Source organism: Serratia marcescens (assembly GCF_006715005.1).
In the GTDB taxonomy this organism is placed as follows: Bacteria; Pseudomonadota; Gammaproteobacteria; order Enterobacterales; family Enterobacteriaceae; genus Serratia; species Serratia montpellierensis.
In genome coordinates this window covers 5328863-5346601 of sequence record NZ_VFMJ01000001.1, presented here as the reverse complement: position 1 = coordinate 5346601, position 17739 = coordinate 5328863, and the positions used below count along the sequence as shown (strand labels likewise).

General features: G+C 59.5%; 14 protein-coding genes. All 14 read left to right on the top strand.

Annotation, left to right across the window (positions count from 1 at the left end; all coding sequences use genetic code 11):
- Positions 1 to 2: 2 nt before the first annotated feature.
- The 14 genes from FHU12_RS25815 (at position 3) to FHU12_RS25750 (ending at position 17719) form a co-directional block, all read left to right on the top strand.
- Positions 3 to 413 carry a GNAT family N-acetyltransferase gene (locus tag FHU12_RS25815; protein WP_019453029.1) on the top strand — a complete coding sequence of 137 codons (411 nt, stop codon included), beginning with the start codon at positions 3 to 5 and terminating at the stop codon, positions 411 to 413.
- A gap of 27 nt (positions 414 to 440) precedes the next feature.
- Entirely contained in the window at positions 441 to 1130 is a 690-nt protein-coding gene (locus tag FHU12_RS25810; RefSeq protein WP_141972588.1) for a helix-turn-helix transcriptional regulator, read from the top strand.
- Between the two features lie 20 nt (positions 1131 to 1150).
- Positions 1151 to 2452, top strand: coding sequence for a cytosine permease (locus FHU12_RS25805; RefSeq protein WP_141972586.1), 1302 nt, complete (start codon positions 1151 to 1153; stop codon positions 2450 to 2452).
- A gap of 533 nt (positions 2453 to 2985) precedes the next feature.
- Positions 2986 to 3600 carry a helix-turn-helix domain-containing protein gene (locus FHU12_RS25800; RefSeq protein ID WP_004937341.1) on the top strand — a complete coding sequence of 205 codons (615 nt, stop codon included), beginning with the start codon at positions 2986 to 2988 and terminating at the stop codon, positions 3598 to 3600.
- Positions 3601 to 4497, top strand: a complete 897-nt coding sequence (locus tag FHU12_RS25795) for a queuosine precursor transporter (protein WP_019453032.1) — start codon at positions 3601 to 3603, stop codon at positions 4495 to 4497.
- The gene (queF, locus tag FHU12_RS25790) at positions 4475 to 5314 is read left to right on the top strand and encodes an NADPH-dependent 7-cyano-7-deazaguanine reductase QueF (RefSeq protein WP_141973090.1); all 840 of its coding nucleotides are present in this window, start codon (positions 4475 to 4477) and stop codon (positions 5312 to 5314) included. The genes FHU12_RS25795 and queF overlap by 23 nt, the downstream gene beginning before the upstream one ends.
- Positions 5315 to 5437: 123 nt before the next feature.
- Positions 5438 to 7585 carry a phosphocholine-specific phospholipase C gene (locus tag FHU12_RS25785; protein WP_141972584.1) on the top strand — a complete coding sequence of 716 codons (2148 nt, stop codon included), beginning with the start codon at positions 5438 to 5440 and terminating at the stop codon, positions 7583 to 7585.
- An 86-nt stretch (positions 7586 to 7671) separates the two neighbouring features.
- The gene (locus tag FHU12_RS25780) at positions 7672 to 8808 is read left to right on the top strand and encodes an ABC transporter substrate-binding protein (protein WP_141972582.1); all 1137 of its coding nucleotides are present in this window, start codon (positions 7672 to 7674) and stop codon (positions 8806 to 8808) included.
- A 160-nt stretch (positions 8809 to 8968) separates the two neighbouring features.
- Positions 8969 to 11092 carry a TonB-dependent receptor family protein gene (locus FHU12_RS25775; protein ID WP_141972580.1) on the top strand — a complete coding sequence of 708 codons (2124 nt, stop codon included), beginning with the start codon at positions 8969 to 8971 and terminating at the stop codon, positions 11090 to 11092.
- A gap of 196 nt (positions 11093 to 11288) precedes the next feature.
- The gene (gene cscK, locus FHU12_RS25770; protein ID WP_141972578.1) at positions 11289 to 12215 is read left to right on the top strand and encodes a fructokinase; all 927 of its coding nucleotides are present in this window, start codon (positions 11289 to 11291) and stop codon (positions 12213 to 12215) included.
- A 195-nt stretch (positions 12216 to 12410) separates the two neighbouring features.
- On the top strand, positions 12411 to 13811 hold the full coding sequence (locus tag FHU12_RS25765) for a carbohydrate porin (protein WP_141973088.1): 1401 nt from the start codon (positions 12411 to 12413) through the stop codon (positions 13809 to 13811).
- 63 nt (positions 13812 to 13874) lie between these two features.
- Positions 13875 to 15245, top strand: a complete 1371-nt coding sequence (locus tag FHU12_RS25760) for a sucrose-specific PTS transporter subunit IIBC (protein WP_141972576.1) — start codon at positions 13875 to 13877, stop codon at positions 15243 to 15245.
- Positions 15245 to 16654, top strand: coding sequence for a sucrose-6-phosphate hydrolase (locus FHU12_RS25755; RefSeq protein ID WP_141973086.1), 1410 nt, complete (start codon positions 15245 to 15247; stop codon positions 16652 to 16654). Before FHU12_RS25760 ends, FHU12_RS25755 begins: the two co-directional genes overlap by 1 nt.
- 21 nt (positions 16655 to 16675) lie before the next feature.
- On the top strand, positions 16676 to 17719 hold the full coding sequence (locus FHU12_RS25750; protein ID WP_141972574.1) for a LacI family DNA-binding transcriptional regulator: 1044 nt from the start codon (positions 16676 to 16678) through the stop codon (positions 17717 to 17719).
- Positions 17720 to 17739: the final 20 nt, after the last annotated feature.

Genomic DNA, 17739 nt, shown 5'->3' with positions numbered 1-17739 from the left:
AAATGAATATTAATATCACCGACAAACCCAACCCACAGGATGAAGAGTTCGTTATCGACAGCCTCTGGGCTCACAACCATAAAACCCAGCCCGTAGACATTCACCCACTGTTCCTGACCGTCACCGACGACAACCAGCAGATCGTCGGCGGCCTGGTCGCACGCACCTGGTGGGGCGGCCTGGAAGTGCAGTATCTGTGGGTCGGCGATCAATGTCGCAAAAGCGGTTACGGCCGCCAGCTGATGCAACTGGCCGAAGAAGAAGCCCGCAAGCGCGGTTGCCATATGGCCTATGTCGATACTTTCGATTTCCAGGCCCGAGGCTTCTACGAAAAACTGGGCTACCGGGTCTACGGCGAGCTGGGCGACTACGCGCATCGCCACACCCGCCATTACCTGGCTAAAAGCCTGTAACGCGGCCTGAGCGGCGCAGAGGTAGGTATGGGTTCATCGCATAAAAATAATGAATCTTATTTTAAGGGCCTCATCACCATGATGGAGCACCTGAGCGAGCCCTGGGGCATCAAAGACCAGCTGTCCCGCCACCTTTATATGAATCGTGCCGCTTATCTCTATACCAATACGCCGCTGAATTTCGACGTCTCCGGCAAATATGACCACGAATTCCCCGCCGACTGGGCCGACTCCGCCGCCGACTTTATCGAGCATGACAAGATGACCGAAGCGGCGCGCGATCGGGTCACGGTCATAGAAACGCACTACTGGTACGGCAAAGACAGCCTGACGCCGTTTATCAGCGAAAAGCTACCGGTGTACAACGATGACAAACAGGTGATTGGCGTGATCTGGAACGCCAAGCCGATGAACAGCCTGTCACCGCTGAAATACATCAATCAGCAAAAACCCAGCGTATTGACCACCGAAGTCAATAACGAGCTGTTCACCCGTGCCGAACTCGATGTCATTTTTCTTATGCTTCAGCGATTTACGGTAAAAGAGATCGCAAAAATCTATAACGTCAGCAATAAGACCATCGAAAACCGCATTTATAACATTTACCAGAAGGCCAACGTGCATACTCAGCAGCAATTTGAGGAGTACTGCAAATACGCCAACCTGGATAACTACATTCCCGATCGCCTGATAACCAAAGGCATTCAGTTTATTTGAACCGCAAGGAAGATCTCACCGTGATAAAGATCGAAGATTATCCGCTCACCCGGGTGCCGCAGGATAAAAGAGTTTCGTTTTTAAGCGTGGCCATCGTGCATATGGGCATGTTGACCGCGCTGGACCAGTTCATGCTCGGCGCCGTGCTCGGCAACTCCATGACGCTGATTGACGCCTTCACCGCCATTTTTGTCGGCAGCCTGATCTTCGGCGTGGTGACCTACGGCCTGGGGCTGGCGGGCATGCGCGAAGGGATTTCCGGCAGCCTGCTGGCGCGCTGGTGCGGCTTCGGTCGCCTGGGCTCGGTGCTGATCGGCGTGGTGGTGGCCATCAGCCTGCTGGGTTGGTTCGGCATTCAAAACGCCATTTTCGCCAAGTCGCTCGATTTCGCGCTCGGCAATAAGCTGGGCTTCGGCCTGGCCGCCGGGCTCTCGGGCACGCTGTTGACCATCCTGGTGGCATTCGGCTTTAAGGCGCTGCGCATCGCCGCCCGTATCGCGGTGCCGATGTTCATCATGCTGGTGGCCTTTATTTCAGTGACCGCGCTTTCCGGGCATAACCTGCAGGAGATCATCCAGCTGGCGCCGCCGGGTGAACCGCTGACCATCAGCGCCGGCATCACCATCGTCGTCGGCGGCGCCATCGTGGCCAGCCTGATGACGCCCGACCTGACCCGTTACTCCAAAAACGGCAAGCACGTGCTCGGCGTCACGCTCTTCACCATCATCGCCGGCGAGTTCGTGGTGAACGGCCTGGCGATCCTGATCGCCAAAACCCTGGGCACCGCAGATGTGGTCACCATCATGTCGCAAGCGGCCGGCGGCGCCGGTTTGCTGGTCGTGGTGTTCTCCACCCTGCGCGTCAACGATCTCAACCTGTATTCCTCTTCGCTGGGCATCGTCAACGCGGTGGAAGGCATCACCGGCAAAAAGCTGAAGTACACCTACACCACCCTGGTGATCGGGATTCTGGGCACTACGCTGTCGGTGCTGGGCATTCTCGACCGCTTCGTCGACTTCCTGACGGTGCTTGGCGTGGTCTTCCCGCCAATTATCGGCATCATGCTGGTAGACTATTACCTGCTGCGCAGCCACCGCAAAATCCTGGACGAGAGCCGCCGCACGGGCCAATTGCCGAGCGAAACCCCGACTATCGGCTGGGCGGCGATCGTCGCCAGCATCGCCGGCGGCGCCGTTGGCCTGGCGACCGAATGGGGCGTACCGACCATCAACTCTCTGGTGGCCGCCAGCCTGCTGTATTGGGTGCTCAAACTGGCCTTCAGCCGGGCACAAAAACCCTTGGCTTCGCAGAAGTCGCTCTGATTGTCGCGCATGCGTTAATGCACTCCTCCAGTAACGGGGGAGTGTTTTATGCTCGATAGCGGTGGAGTTCAACGCAAAAGAATAGGCCGATCGCGCAGATAAACGGCCATGGTAGTTAGGGTCCCTGGTGTCGGTAGCAAGCTATCTATTCATGCTCAGAGTGTGGCAATGCCCCCTCTGAGCTTTTTATTATAAAAATCGTTAGCTTCAGTGTTTTTATCGTAAAGAAAAACTTCAGCTTGCATGAACAGTAGCCCATGAAATCGGCTTTGGTCAACATAAAAGTACACATAAAATTGGCTTTTATGTTCACTTTTCCATAAGCAAAAGCTAATCAATTGATTTACACAGTTTTATCATCCTCGCAGGTCAATCCGATCTTCTGCGCTAACATCACTACGCTAAACGGCTGACAAGAAACAATAATTACCACCAATAATCAGCCGGTTACCTACCCCTCTGCGCCTTTTTATCTGGACAACGCCAACGCGTAAGATATAGTGAAGCCAGCGTAATGTTTGTAAGGACAGCCGATGAAAACCACCAACGCACAGCGCAAAATCAACATCATTAAAAATATTGAATATCTGATGCGTACCCGCGGTGAAACCAAGGCTTCCTTTTCCAACCGTAGCGGCCTGACGCGCACCACCCTCTACAAAATTCTTGATGGAAGAGTGAACAACGTTCAGCAATCCACCGTGAATCGGATTTCCGATTTCTTCGGGGTCTCCTGTGAAGAGATTGAAGACTACGATCTGGAAAAACTGGAGCTGCTCAACGAAACGCTGTCCACCGAAGGCAACAAGAACCCTTCCGCCATCCCGGTGATCCCGCAGTCGCGCTATCTGGCCGTCTCGCAGCGTAAGATAGGGCAACTGGTCACCGAGTTTCCTCTGACTTATTTCTTCGGCGATGAGTCGAACATGTTGGCAATGAAAATAGAGACCGAAATTAAAGGGTCATTTATTCCCGGCGAAGTCATCATCATCAAACGCCCGCCGGTACTGATTTGTGATTCACCTTTGCTGTATCACTCGGGAAAAAGCGGCTTCTTTGTGGTTGACGACAAAGACAGCGAAAGCATGGACAAACGCCCTCAGGACACCGTGCAATTCCTGGGTTACATCGTTGGAGAAAGGTTATAAATGGAACCGAATCAGAAGTTCAAGCTGTTGGGCTTCACCCGGCATGGCACCATCGCGGCCAATGTCATGGTATTGGCCACCGGCAAAACTATTACCATGGGGCTGAATGAGCTGGCCGACAGCGAAATTTCAGAAGATCTGAGCCGGCACGAACTGCAGGCGCTATACCGCAAACTCTATGGCGACAACAAACAAAAAACCGCCTACGAGCTCAGCGATCGCCACGAACGCTCTTGGTACGCCTACCTGATTATTACCGTGGCGCTCAGCGTGATTTATATTTTCTCAACGCTGTGCGGCGTCAAGCCGATCCAAATCCCGGTACTGAATCTCATCACGCCGCCGGCGATCTTCATTTACCCGCTCACGTTCATTCTGGTGGACATCCTCAATGAATTCTATGGATTACGGCTGGCCCGGCGCACGATTATCATCTCGTTTATCGCCAACCTGACCTTCGTCCTGGGGGTCTGGGTAACGACGCTGGTGCCGAGCATTCCGCAGTGGGAGTACAGCGAGACCTACAACGGTATCGTGCACAGCATCATGGCGGTGCTGGTGGCCTCGTCGGCAGCCTATCTGATCTCCGAGAACGTCAACTCCTACCTGCTTTGCAAAATCAAAGAGTTGACCAATTCCCGTTACCTGTTTGTGCGCGTGATTACCAGTACCGTAGTGGCTTCGGCCATCGACAGCGTGGTGTTCTGTACGCTGGCGTTCTACAACGTGCTGAGCTGGGACATCATCAAAACCATGATCCTGTCGCAGTTCCTGATCAAGGTGGTTTACGCCCTGCTGGGCGTCGGGCCGATCTACGCCACCCGCAGTCTGTTTAACCGCTACATCAATACCGAACAAGCAAAGGGCAATGAATATGCATATCCAAAAGCAAGATAAGATCACCCATCTTGGCGCCAACTCCGATTATCCGGATCAATATGCTCCCGCATTGCTCGAAGCCTTGCCGCGCGCACGCGGCCGCGATCTGATCGGCGTGGACGAGCGGCAGCTGCCGTTCAGCGGCTTTGATCTGTGGACCGCCTTCGAGCTGTCCTGGCTCAACGCCAAGGGCAAGCCGGTGGTGGGCATCGGCGAATTTACCTTCCCACACTCCTCGTCGAACCTGATCGAATCCAAGTCGTTCAAGCTGTATCTCAACAGCTTCAACCAAACGCGCTTTGACAGCGTGGAACAGGTGAGCGCCGCCATGCAGAAAGATCTGTCGCAGGCGGCCAACGGCCAGGTCACCGTCAAGCTCTATCCGGGGCTGGAAGGTTACCCGGCGCAGATCGACCGCCTGCCGGGCATCAATATCGACGATCTGGATATCGCGGTCGACGATTTCGCCTTCAAACCGGAATACCTGAGTGGCGCGGCCGAGAGAGGGGAACCGGTGTCGGAGACGCTGTCTTCCAATCTGCTGAAATCCAACTGCCTGGTCACCAACCAGCCGGACTGGGGCAGCGTCGTGATCCGCTATGAAGGCCGTAAAATCGATCGTGAAAGCCTGCTGCGCTACCTGATTTCCTTCCGCCAGCACAACGAATTCCACGAACAGTGCGTTGAGCGCATTTTCAACGACATCAAGCAGAGCTGCCGCCCGGAAAAACTCAGCGTGTTTGCGCGCTACACCCGCCGCGGCGGCCTGGACATCAACCCCTTCCGCAGCGATTTCGAAACGGCGCCGACGCTCGGTCGCCTGATCAGGCAGTAAGCGTTATCCCCCAATGCTCCCGCCAGGGAGCATTGTTTTCCTCGCATTCATCTCCCTGTTATTTTTCGCCATTATCGTCGTCAGCGGCTATCTTCAAAGCACACTGACGGAGATTAACGACGCATGCCTGACCTTTCACGCAGAGACATCCTGCGGGCTGCCGCCATCGGATCGGCGTTCTCGCTGTTGCCCGCCTCGATTCGCAAAGCGCTGGCCATTCCCGCCAACAACCGCACCGGAACCCTGCGCGACGTCGAACACGTGGTGATCCTGATGCAGGAGAACCGCTCTTTCGACCACTACTTCGGCACCCTGCCGGGCGTGCGCGGCTTCAGCGATCGCTTTACCATTCCACTGCCCGGCGATCGCCACGTCTGGCAACAACAGGGCGCCGAGCGGCTGGTGCTGCCCTACCACCTGGACAGCAAACGCGGCAACGCCCAGCGCGTCACCGGCACGCCGCACTCGTGGGTGGATGAGCAAGCCGCCTGGGATCACGGCCGCATGAGCGCCTGGCCGACCTACAAAACGCCGGCCTCGATGGGCTACTACCGCCAGCATGAGCTGCCGTTCCAATTCGCGCTGGCCAACGCCTTTACCCTCTGCGACGCCTATCACTGCGCTATTCACGCGGGCACCAACACCAACCGGCTGTTCCACTGGACCGGCACCAACGGCCCGTCCGCCGCCAACGTGGCGGTGGTGGTCAACGAATGGGACAGCCCCGGCCCGGCGGACATCGGCTACCAGTGGACAACCTATCCGGAACGGCTGGAGGCGAGCGGCGTCAGCTGGAAGGTGTATCAATTCCTGCCGGACAACTTTACCGACAACCCGCTGGCGGGTTTTCGCCAATACCGCGCCGCCAGCATTCAGGTGGGCAACCCGGCGCGGCCGCCGAAAGACTTCAACGCTTTCGTGCCCTATCGTGATGCGCTCAACGAGGCCGCGCCGCTGTACAAGGGCAACGGCAATACCCTGCCGGCCGCCGACGGCAACGATCTGGACGCCATGCTGGCCGGGTTCCGCGACGACGTGCAGCAGGGCAAACTGCCACAGGTCAGCTGGATCATCGCGCCGGCGGCCTATTCGGAACACCCCGATCCTTCCAGCCCGGTGCAGGGCGGCTGGTTCACCCAAGAGATCCTCAACGCGCTGACCGACAACCCGGAGGTGTGGAGTAAAACCGTCCTGCTGGTCAACTACGACGAAAACGACGGATTTTTTGACCATATGCCTTCGCCTTCCGCACCGTCGCTGCGCGAGGACGGCAGCTTCGCCGGTAAATCGACGGTGCCGTTCGACACCGAGATCTTCCAGCACGTGGCGCCGCCCGGCTCGCAGGATCAACCGCCGCCGGACGGCCGCATCTACGGCCCCGGCCCGCGGGTGCCGATGCTGGTGCTGTCGCCCTGGAGCCGCGGCGGCTGGGTCAATTCGCAGGTCTTCGATCACACCTCAGTGCTGCAATTCCTGGAAAAGCGCTTTCAGGTGCATGAACCCAACATCAGCGCCTGGCGCCGCGCCGTGTGCGGCGATCTCACCTCGGCGTTCAACTTTGTCGACCCTAACGGCGAAGCGCTGCCGAGCCTGCCCGCCACCAGCCGCCACGCCGCCGATGGCCTGCGCCAGCGCCAGGAACAGCTGCCGCAGGTGCCGCTGCCATCGCCCGCCCACCAGCGTTTGCCCCACCAACGCCGCCTGGCACGCCCTTCCCGCGCGCTGCCCTACCAGCTGCACGTCGAGGCCAGCGTCGCGGCCGAGCAGCGCCGCGTAACGCTGAACCTGTTCAATACCGGCGAGCAGGGAGCGGTGTTTCACGTCTACGATCGGCGGGACCTCACGCAGATCCCGCGCCGCTATACCGTCGAGGCCGGCAAGGCGGTCAGCGACGACTGGCAGACGGAGGATGAGTACCATCTGTGGCTGCTCGGCCCCAACGGCTTTCATCGTGAACTGCGCGGCGCCCTGAGCTGGACGCAGCCGGAGGTGCGTTTGCGCCCGACGGGCCGCAGCCTGCAGCTGCAGTTGAACAATCCGGGCACCGAAGCGATAGCGGTCACCCTCGAACGCTGCCCCTATACGCAGCAGGGCCCGTGGCACATCACGCTGCCGGCGGGCGGCAGCCACCAGCAAACGTTTGACGCCCGCGCCAACGGCGGTTGGTATGACCTTACGCTGCAAAGCCCGGGAGATTGGCTGCGCCGCCTGGCGGGCCGGTTAGAGGATGGCGCGCACAGCGTCAGCGACCCGCTGATGGGCCTGGGATAATCTATCGGCATCAAGGGAGTTCAAAAAGCGAAAGGATATCGCTTATCATTGCGTTCTCGTTCCTCGCCGATTACTCAAGGATCTCCATGCCCGCTGTTCTTATCGCCAAAGCCGGCCGCTGGCTGGCCGCCTGCGTTCTGTTGTTGGCCGGCGCCGCTCAAGCCGCGCCGATCGTCGTCACCGATGTCGCCGGCCGCCAAGTCACCCTGCCGCAACCGGCCAAACGCGTTATCCTGGCCGATGCCCGTGCGCTGTTGGCGCTGAATATTCTGCATCCGCAGGAGCCACTGAAAAACATCATCGCCTGGGACAACTCGCTGAAGGTCAAAGCGCCGGATCTGGTGGAAGCCTACGCGAAAAAATTCCCACAGGTCATGCAGATCCCCACCTTCGACAACCCCTACACCAGTGATTTCAGCGTGGAAAGCGCGGTGGTGCGCCAACCGGATCTGATCATTTTCGACATTGGCCTGCTGAGCAAATTGAAAGACAGCGGCGTGCTGACCCAGCTGGAAAAAGTCGGCATCCCGGTGCTGATCGTCGATTTCCGCCAGCAGCCGCTGACCAACACCGTCGCCAGCATGGCGTTGTTGGGTAAAGTGTTTGACGAGCAGCCCAACGCCGACGCCTTTATCCGCCTCTATCAGCAGCGTCTCGAACTGGTGCGCCAGCGGGTCGCCACGCTGAAACCGGAGCAGCGCACCAGCGTCTTCATCGAGCGCAGCGCCGGCATCAAAGGCGAACAGTGTTGCAACACCTTCGGCAAAGGCAGCTTCGGGCAGTTCATCGATACCGCCGGCGGCAACAATATCGGCAGCAAGCTGTTTTCAGACATGGGCGGTGAAGTGAATGTCGAGCAGGTGATCGGCAGCAACCCGGATTTCTATCTGCTGACCGGCGCCGACTGGAGCCGCGGGCATCGCGGCACGCTGGCGGTGCCGCTGGGTTACACCACCGATATGGCCACCAGCCAAAAGAAACTGGCGCATCTGCTGGATCGCACCGGCATTAACGTGCTGAAAGCGGTGAAAGAAAAACGCGTGATGGCGATTTATCATCAATTTTACGACACGCCGCTCAACTTTATCGCCGTCGAGGCGATCGCCAAATTCCTGCACCCGGCGCTGTTTAAAGATATTGATCCGCAAGCGGATATCGAAATGGTGCACCAGAAATTCACCGCGCTGGATTACAGCGGCGTCTTCTGGCTTACGCCACAATAACCCCCGCCAGGGCCCGCCAGCCGGGCCCTGTTTCCCGCCTTCATTATTTAGTTACCCACTTAACTATCCCGTAACAATTCTATTTACTTGCCAATAATTATCATTAAGATTGTCTTTTCTAAAAAAACACATCCGGGTCTGAAACTCTTAAGGCATTATTATGTCACCTCTTTTTCGGCTTTCACTGCTGACGGCTTCCATCGCCGTCGCGTTCCCTGTCCTTGCTACTGATAACTCATCTCAAAACGATGCCGACACCGTGACCGTCGTCGGCAACTGGCTGGACAACCCTGATACCAGTTTGGTGCTGCTCAACCATCCGGGCGCGCGTTCCATCGTCACCCAGCAGCAGATGCATGAACAAGGCGACCAGACCATCGCCGATAGCCTGCGCGGCGTGCCCGGCGTGCAGGTGCGCGACAGCAACGGCACCGGCGGCAGCGACATCTCGCTCAACGTCGGCGTGCGCGGCCTGACTTCGCGTCTTTCTCCACGCTCCACCATTCTGATGGACGGCGTCCCGCTGGCGGTAGCGCCTTACGGCCAGCCGCAGCTGTCGATGGCTCCGCTGTCTATCGGCAACCTGCAATCGGTGGACGTGGTGCGCGGCGGCGGTGCGGTGCGCTACGGGCCGCAGAACGTCGGCGGCGTGATCAACTTCGTTACCCGCGACATTCCCAAAACGTTTGGCGGCACCGCCAGCGTACAAACCCAGGGCGCCAGCCACGGCGGTCTGAAGACCCTGACCAGCGCCTCCGTGGGCGGCACCGCAGACAACGGCTTCGGTGCCGAGCTGCTCTACTCCGGCCTGCACGGCCAGGGCTACCGCGATAACAACGACAACACCGACATCGACGATTTCATGCTGAAAACGCGCTATGCGTTTACCGATCGCGACGAACTGCTGGCCAATTTCCACTACTACGACGCCAAAGCCGGCATGCCGGGCGGGCTGAGCACCGCGCAGTACGCGCAGAACCCGTTCCAGTCCACGCGGCCGTGGGACCAGTTCGAAGGCCGCCGCAAGGATATGTCGTTCAAGTACAAACATCAGGAAGACGACAAGCAGTTCGAGGTGTTGACCTACTTCACCGACAGCTACCGCGGCAGCAACATCGAATCGGAAGGCACCGGCAAAAACGCGGGCCAGCGGCGCATGGTGTCCTACCCTCGCCATTATTCGACCTGGGCGATCGAGCCAAGCTATTCGCAGCTGTTTCGCTTCTGGGATATGGCGCACGAGATCACCCTCGGTTACCGCTATCTGAATGAAACCATGGACGAAAAGGCGTCGCGTTCCGCCTGGTATAATCCGGCAAATATCGGCTCGACGCCGGATACCCCGGACTATTACCAACACACCTCCGGCGGCACCGCTGCCAACGCGTTCTATCTCGACGACACCATCAACGTCGGCAACTGGACGGTCACGCCGGGCCTGCGTTATGAAAGCATTCGCACCCACGTGGACGATTCGTTCAACAACATCAGCCGCGAGAAAAGCTACAGCGAGCCGCTGCCGTCATTGAACGTGATGTACCACCTGTCCGACGCCTGGAAACTGTTCGCCAACGCCAACACCTCGTTCGGCAGCATGCAGTATTTCCAGTTGACCAAAGGCGGCAACGGCAACCAGCCGGCGCCGGGGCTGACGGCGGAAAAAGCGCACACCTATGAGTTCGGCACCCGCTACGACGATACCGTGGTCAAAGCCGAAGCCACGCTGTTCTACATCGACTTCGATAACCAGCTGCAGTACATCAGCAACGACGTGGGCTGGACCAACATGGGCGCCACCAAGCACAAAGGCATCGAGCTGGCGCTCAGCTACGATCTCAGCGAGCTGAACCGCGCGCTCGACGGCGCCAGCGTCTACACCAGCTATACCTATACCAAGGCCAGCACCGACAAGGGCGACTTCGCCGGTAAAGACCTGCCGTTCTACTCGCGCCAGGTGTATACCGTCGGTACGCGTTACGCCACCGGCAGCTGGGTATGGAATCTGGACGGTTACGCGCAGTCCAAACAGCATTCGCCGGGCACCGGGCCGGAGTACGTCACTCAGGAAAGTGCCGATGGTCAGTTCGGCGATATCGCCGGTTACATGGTGTGGAATATGCGCGGGGAATATAATTTCGGGCCGCAGCTATCAAACCTGACGCTGGGCGCCGGGGTGAAAAACCTGTTCGATCAGCGCTACTTCACCCGCTCCAACGACAATAACTTCGGCAAGTACGTCGGCGAACCGCGCACCTTCTTCGTGCAGGGATCGATCGCTTTCTGACGCGCCAGCGCTCACCACAGGCGCTTCGCTCATCAAACCGCCCGACCGAATCGCGGGCGGTTTTCCCGCATCTTGCCCATCCTGTTTTTGATCTTCCTCACTGACCAAGCAACTTGGAGCATTATTTCATTGCCTTGCTAAACCGGTTCTTCTATTTTAGCACCCCATCTGACAAGGACAAAAACAGGGATTAAGCATGATGAATCGCGTATGGGTACTGGGCGACGCCGTGATCGACCTGGTGCCGGAAAATGCCAACGGTTATCTCAAATGCCCCGGCGGCGCGCCGGCTAACGTAGCGGTGGGTATCGCCCGGCTCGGTGGCGACAGCGCTTTTATCGGGCGAGTGGGGCAAGACGGCTTCGGCGCCTTTCTGCAGCAGGTGCTGAGCGATGAAGGGGTGGATATCGGCCATATGCGGCCAGACCCCGAACACCACACCTCCACGGTCGTGGTGGATCTCGATCTGCAGGGTGAGCGCTCATTCACGTTTATGGTGCAGCCCAGCGCCGATCTGTTTTTGCAGCCTGACGATCTGCCGGATTTCCAACGGGGGGAATGGCTGCACCTCTGCTCCATCGCGCTCTCGCAGGAGCCCAGCCGCAGCGCGGCCTTTGCCGCGATGGAACGCATCCGGGCGGCCGGTGGCCGGGTCAGTTTCGATCCCAACATCCGTGAAGAGGTCTGGCGCCAGCCGGAAGCGCTGCGCCCCTGCCTGCAAAAGGCGCTGATGCTGGCGGACGTGGTGAAACTGTCGCGCGAAGAGCTGGCTTTCATCAGCCATCTTGACGATCTGGAGAACGCCATTCGCTGGATGATGCAAACCTACCCGCTGCGCCTGCTGCTGGTGACGCTGGGCGGCGACGGCGTCTATGTGCATGACGGCCAACGGCTGCGTCATTTCCGCGCAGCGCCTGTCGTTCCGATCGATACCACCGGCGCCGGCGACGCCTTCGTCGCCGGGCTGTTAGCGGCGCTGGCACGCCTTCACGAATTACCGCAGGAAGCGCAGTGGCCGGCGGTTATCGCCCAGGCGCAGGCCTGCGGCGCGCTGGCCACCACCGCCAAAGGGGCCATGACCGCCCTGCCCCGCGCCGACGAGCTGGCGGCTTTCCTCCGTTGATCCTCTGCATTCACGGCGATCCTCAGGTTCGCCGTGGTCTTTTGCCCACGATTTGCGCGCTCGATCACAATAGCTGAATCGGGTTAGCTAACTGAGTTGCCAGCTCGCCTCCCTCTCGTTATCTTTCGCCATGAAAAACCGGTTTAGCAATTTAGCAAACAATAATAACAACCCTTACCCGGATGATAGACGATGATGAAAAAACGCAGCTATTTGGCGATAACAACAGGGCTTTTCCTCTCCGCTTCCAGCGCAGTGGCATCGGGCAGCGGCGGCATCGAGGCGCGTCTCAACGCCCTGGAGCAACGTCTGGCGCTGGCGGAACGGCGCGCCGCACAGGCTGAAACCCGCGCGACGGCGGCGGAACGCCGGGCGCAACAGCTGGAACAACGCACCGCCAACACCGAACGGCAAACCGCGCAGATTGCGCAGCATGCCGCCACGCCGATTGCCCCGGCCAGCGCGCTGAAATTGAGCGGATTCAATGAGCTGAAGCTGTACGGCGACGTGGAGTTCAACCTGGACGGCGCCAGCCGCAGCGGCCAACTGACGTCGCTGAAAGGCAGCGACCACAAGGACTGGAAGCCCGGCAACAAAGAACGTTGGGATATCAACGGCCGCATTCTGGTCGGGCTGGACGGCTACCGCCGCAATCAGGACGGCAACTTCTCCGGCTTCAGCGTGCAACCGCTGGCGGACATGACCGGCAAAATGAATCTGGATGACGCCGCCTTCTTCTTCGGCAATGAAAAGAACTGGCAAGCCAAAATCGGCCGCTTTGAAGCCTACGACATGTTCCCGTTGAACCAGGACACCTTCATTCAATACTCCGGCAATACCGCCAACGATCTGTACGCCGACGGCTTCGGCTATATCTACATGATGAAAGAAGGCCGCGGCCGCAGCAGCAGCGGCGGCAACCTGATGTTGAGCAAATACGCCGGTGATGTCTATTTCGAGCTGAACACGCTGGTGGAGGACGGCACTTCGCTGTTCCAAGACAACAGCTACCACGGCAACGCCCTGGACAATAAGAAAAACGTCGCCTATTTGCGCCCGGTGATCGCCTGGAAAAAAGACGCCTTCAGCATCGCGGCGGCAATGGAAAGCAACGTGGTGAATAACGCCTACGGTTATCAGGACGGCCAGGGCCGCTTCGTCGATCAGTCCAAGCGCAACGGCTACGGCATGACGATGAGCTGGAACAACAGCGCCGCCGATCCGGACAACGGCGTGGTGGCCAACCTGAGCACCGCCTATCTGGATGCGTCAGGCGAGCAAGACTTCACCGCCGGCGTGAACGTGCTGTGGCGGCGCTTCGAACTGGGTTATATCTATGCCCATAACAATATCAAAGAGTTCAATACCGCCGGGATCGCCGCCGATATCCACAACCCGCTCAGCGAACCGGGCAACTACGACATCCACACCGTTCATGCGTCGTATCAGATACCTAACATTATGAATATGAAGAATTTCAATTTGTATTTGGGGGCCTATGTCTCGCTGCTGGAAGCCAACGCCGACAACAAGATAGCCAACGGCGACAACGACCAACGTTACGGCATGCGCGCCAGATTCAAGTATTTCTTCTGACATCGATTCACGTCGCTGCGCCGCAAACTGCGCAGCGGCATTTTTATTTAGCAAGGGGACAACATGGACATTACCGCAATCGCCAACGCGCTGTTGCCGCTGCTCGGCGGTAAAGAGAATATCGCCAGCGCCGCCCACTGCGCCACGCGCCTGCGCCTGGTACTGGTGGACGACAGCAAAGTGGATAAAGAGGCCATCGGCAAACTGGACGGCGTCAAAGGCTGCTTCAGCAACGCCGGTCAGATCCAGGTGATCTTCGGCACCGGGCTGGTCAACAAGGTGCATGCGGAATTCATCAAGGCGGCGGGCGTCAGCGAATCCAGCAAGGCCGAAGCCGCCGATATTGCGGCGAAAAAGCTCAACCCGCTGCAGCGTATCGCCCGCCTGCTGTCGAACATCTTCGTGCCGATCATCCCGGCGATCGTCGCTTCCGGCCTGTTGATGGGGCTGCTCGGCATGGTGAAAACCTATGGCTGGGCCGATGCCAACAGCGCGCTGTTCATCATGCTGGATATGTTCAGCTCGGCGGCGTTCATTATCCTGCCGATTCTGATCGGCTTCACCGCCGCACGCGAATTCGGCGGCAACCCCTATCTGGGTGCCACGCTAGGCGGCATTCTGACGCATCCGGCGCTGACCAACGCCTGGGGCGTCGCCGGAGGGTTCCACACCATGAACTTCTTCGGTCTGGACATCGCCATGATCGGCTATCAGGGCACCGTGTTCCCGGTGCTGCTGACGGTGTGGTTCATGAGCGTGCTGGAAAAGCGGCTGCGCAAGATAATCCCCAACGCGCTCGATCTGATCCTGACGCCGTTCCTGACGGTGGTCATCTCAGGCTTTGTCGCCCTGCTGTTTATCGGCCCCGCCGGCCGGGCGCTGGGCGACGGCATCTCCTTCGTGCTCAGCACGCTGATTGCCCATGCGGGGTGGTTCGCCGGGCTGCTGTTCGGCGGCCTCTATTCCGCTATCGTCATCACCGGCATTCACCACAGTTTCCATGCGGTAGAGGCCGGGTTACTCGGCAACCCCAATATCGGCGTCAACTTCCTGCTGCCGATCTGGTCGATGGCCAACATCGCTCAGGGCGGCGCCTGCCTGGCGGTGTATTTCAAAACCCGCGACGCCAAAATCAAAGCCATCGCGGTGCCTTCGGCCTTTTCCGCCATGCTCGGCATCACCGAGGCGGCGCTGTTCGGCATCAACCTGCGCTTCGTGAAGCCTTTCCTGGCGGCGCTAGCGGGCGGCGCGCTCGGCGGCGCCTGGGTAGTGGCCAACCATGTCGGCATGAACGCGGTCGGGCTGACGGCGATCCCCGGCATGGCGATCGTGCAGGCCAGTTCGCTGGTCAGCTATATCATCGGCCTGGCAATCGCTTTTGGCAGCGCCTTCGTGCTCTCCCTGCTGCTGAAATACAACACGGACGCGCAATGATGGAAGAACTCGGCTTAATCAAACAGGCACTGCGGGCGGTCATGAACGGCCAGCCACTCGCGCTGCGCGATCCCCACCGCCCGGCCTGGCATCTGGCGCCCAGCGTTGGCTTGCTGAACGATCCCAACGGCTTTATCCAGCACAACGGCGTTTATCACCTGTTCTATCAGTGGAATCCGCTGGGCTGCGATCATCGCAACAAGTGCTGGGGACACTGGCAGTCGATCGATTTAGTGCGTTGGGAACATCAGCCGCTCGCCCTGGCACCGGGCGCCTGTTACGACAGCCACGGCTGTTACTCCGGCTCGGCGGTGGTAGCGGAAGGCAAAATCACGCTGATCTACACCGGCAACGTGAAATATCCCGACGGCTCACGCACGGCTTTCCAATGCCTGGCTCAGGAAAGCGATCGGGGCGAATACCGCAAACTCGGGCCGGTGCTGCCGCTGCCGGAGGGCTACAGCGGCCACGTACGCGACCCAAAAGTGTGGCGTCATCAGGATGCCTGGTACATGGTGCTCGGCGCGCGTGACTTGCAGGATCGCGGCAAGGTGCTGCTGCTGCGTTCCAGCGATCTGCGCGACTGGCAAGCGCTGGGAGAGATCGCCGGTTCCGGCCTGAACGACCTGGGCGAATTCGGCTACATGTGGGAGTGCCCGGATCTGTTCTCGCTGGACGGCGACGACGTGTTGATCTGCTGCCCGCAGGGGCTGGCGCCGCAGCCGGAACGCTATCTCAACCGTTATCAGGCCGGCTATCTGCTCGGCGAGCTGGATTATCGGCAGGCGGCCTTCAGCCACGGCGAATTTCACGAGCTGGACGCCGGCTTCGAGTTCTACGCGCCCCAGACGACGCTGACGGAAGATGGCCGCCGCCTGCTGTTCGCCTGGATGGGCGTGCCCGAGCAAGATGAAGAAGCCCATCCGACGCGCCGTTATGGCTGGATCCACACCATGACCTGCCCACGCGAGCTGTCGCTGCGGCATGGCCGCCTCCACCAGCGCCCGGCGCGCGAGTTGCAACAGCTGCGCGGCGAGCGAGAAGACTGGCGAGGCCGCGCCGATGACGCCCCCGCCTATGCGCTGGGCGCCGCGGAGCTGCAGCTGACGCCGCAGGGCTCGTTCAGCGCCGCCTTTGGCGACGCGATGACGCTGAACTGGGACGGCGAGCGGCTGCAGCTGACGCGTGCCTCTCTGGCCGACGGCCGGCCGGAGCACCGTTACTGGCGCGGCCCGGTCACGCATCTGCAGCTGCTGTTCGATCGCTCCAGCGTGGAGATCTTCATCAACCACGGCGAGGCGGTGATGAGCGCGCGCTACTTCCCGGCAGGTGAACCGCAACTGCGGCTGAACGGGAGCACAGCGCTGGCGTTGGAATACTGGCCGCTGACGCCATGCATGCTAGAATGACGCATCCTCCGATGACTTCAGATGGCGTCAGTGAAAAAAAATAAACGCATTACCATCAGTGACATCGCCACGCTGGCCGGGGTGTCGAAATCGACCGCCAGCCTGGTGCTGAACGGCCGCAGCAAGGAATACCGGGTGTCCGACGACACCCGCGATCGCATTCTGGCGCTGGCGCACGAACACCATTATCAGCCCAGCATCCACGCCCGATCTTTGCGCTCCAACCGCAGCCACACGCTGGGGCTGGTGGTGCCGGAGATGACCAACTACGGCTTTGCGGTGATCTCGCGCGAGCTGGAAACGCTGTGCCGCGAAGCCGGTCTGCAGCTGTTGATCGCCTGCACCGATGAAAACCCGGCGCAGGAGATGATGGCGGTGAACAGTCTGGTGCAGCGGCAGGTCGACGGTTTGATCGTCGCCTCCAGCCAGCTAAACGACGCGGAATACCAAAAGATCAACGTCGGGCTGCCGGTGGTGCAGATGGACCGCCTGATCGCCGGTTCCGAGCTGCCGCTGGTGATCACCGACTCGGTTAATGCGACCGCCAACCTGGTGGAAAAGGTCGCGCGCCAACATCCGGATGAGATCTATTTTCTCGGCGGGCAGCCGCGCATTTCGCCGACCCGCGATCGGCTGGCCGGCTTCCAGCTTGGCCTGGAGCGCGCCGGCGTAACGTGCAAACCGGAATGGATCATCAACGGCAGCTACCACCCCAGTTCGGGTTACGAGATGTTCGCTCAGCTGTGCGCACAGCTGGGGCGTCCGCCCAAAGCGCTGTTCACCGCCGCCTGTGGCCTGCTGGAAGGGGTATTGCGTTATCTGACGCAGCATCAGCTGATGGAGAGCGACATCCACCTGTGCAGCTTCGACGATCACTACCTGTTCGATTGCATGACGCTGAAGATAGATACGGTCGCGCAAGACTGCCGGGCGCTGGCGCAGCATAGCTTCGACCAGGTGACCGCGCTCATCGACGAGCGGCCGCTGGAACAGCATGCGCTTTATCTGCCGGGCCGCATCCACTGGCGCCATGCCGGTTCCCGGGCGTTGTTGGCCGGGGAGTGAATCAATAAAAAAGGGCGCCT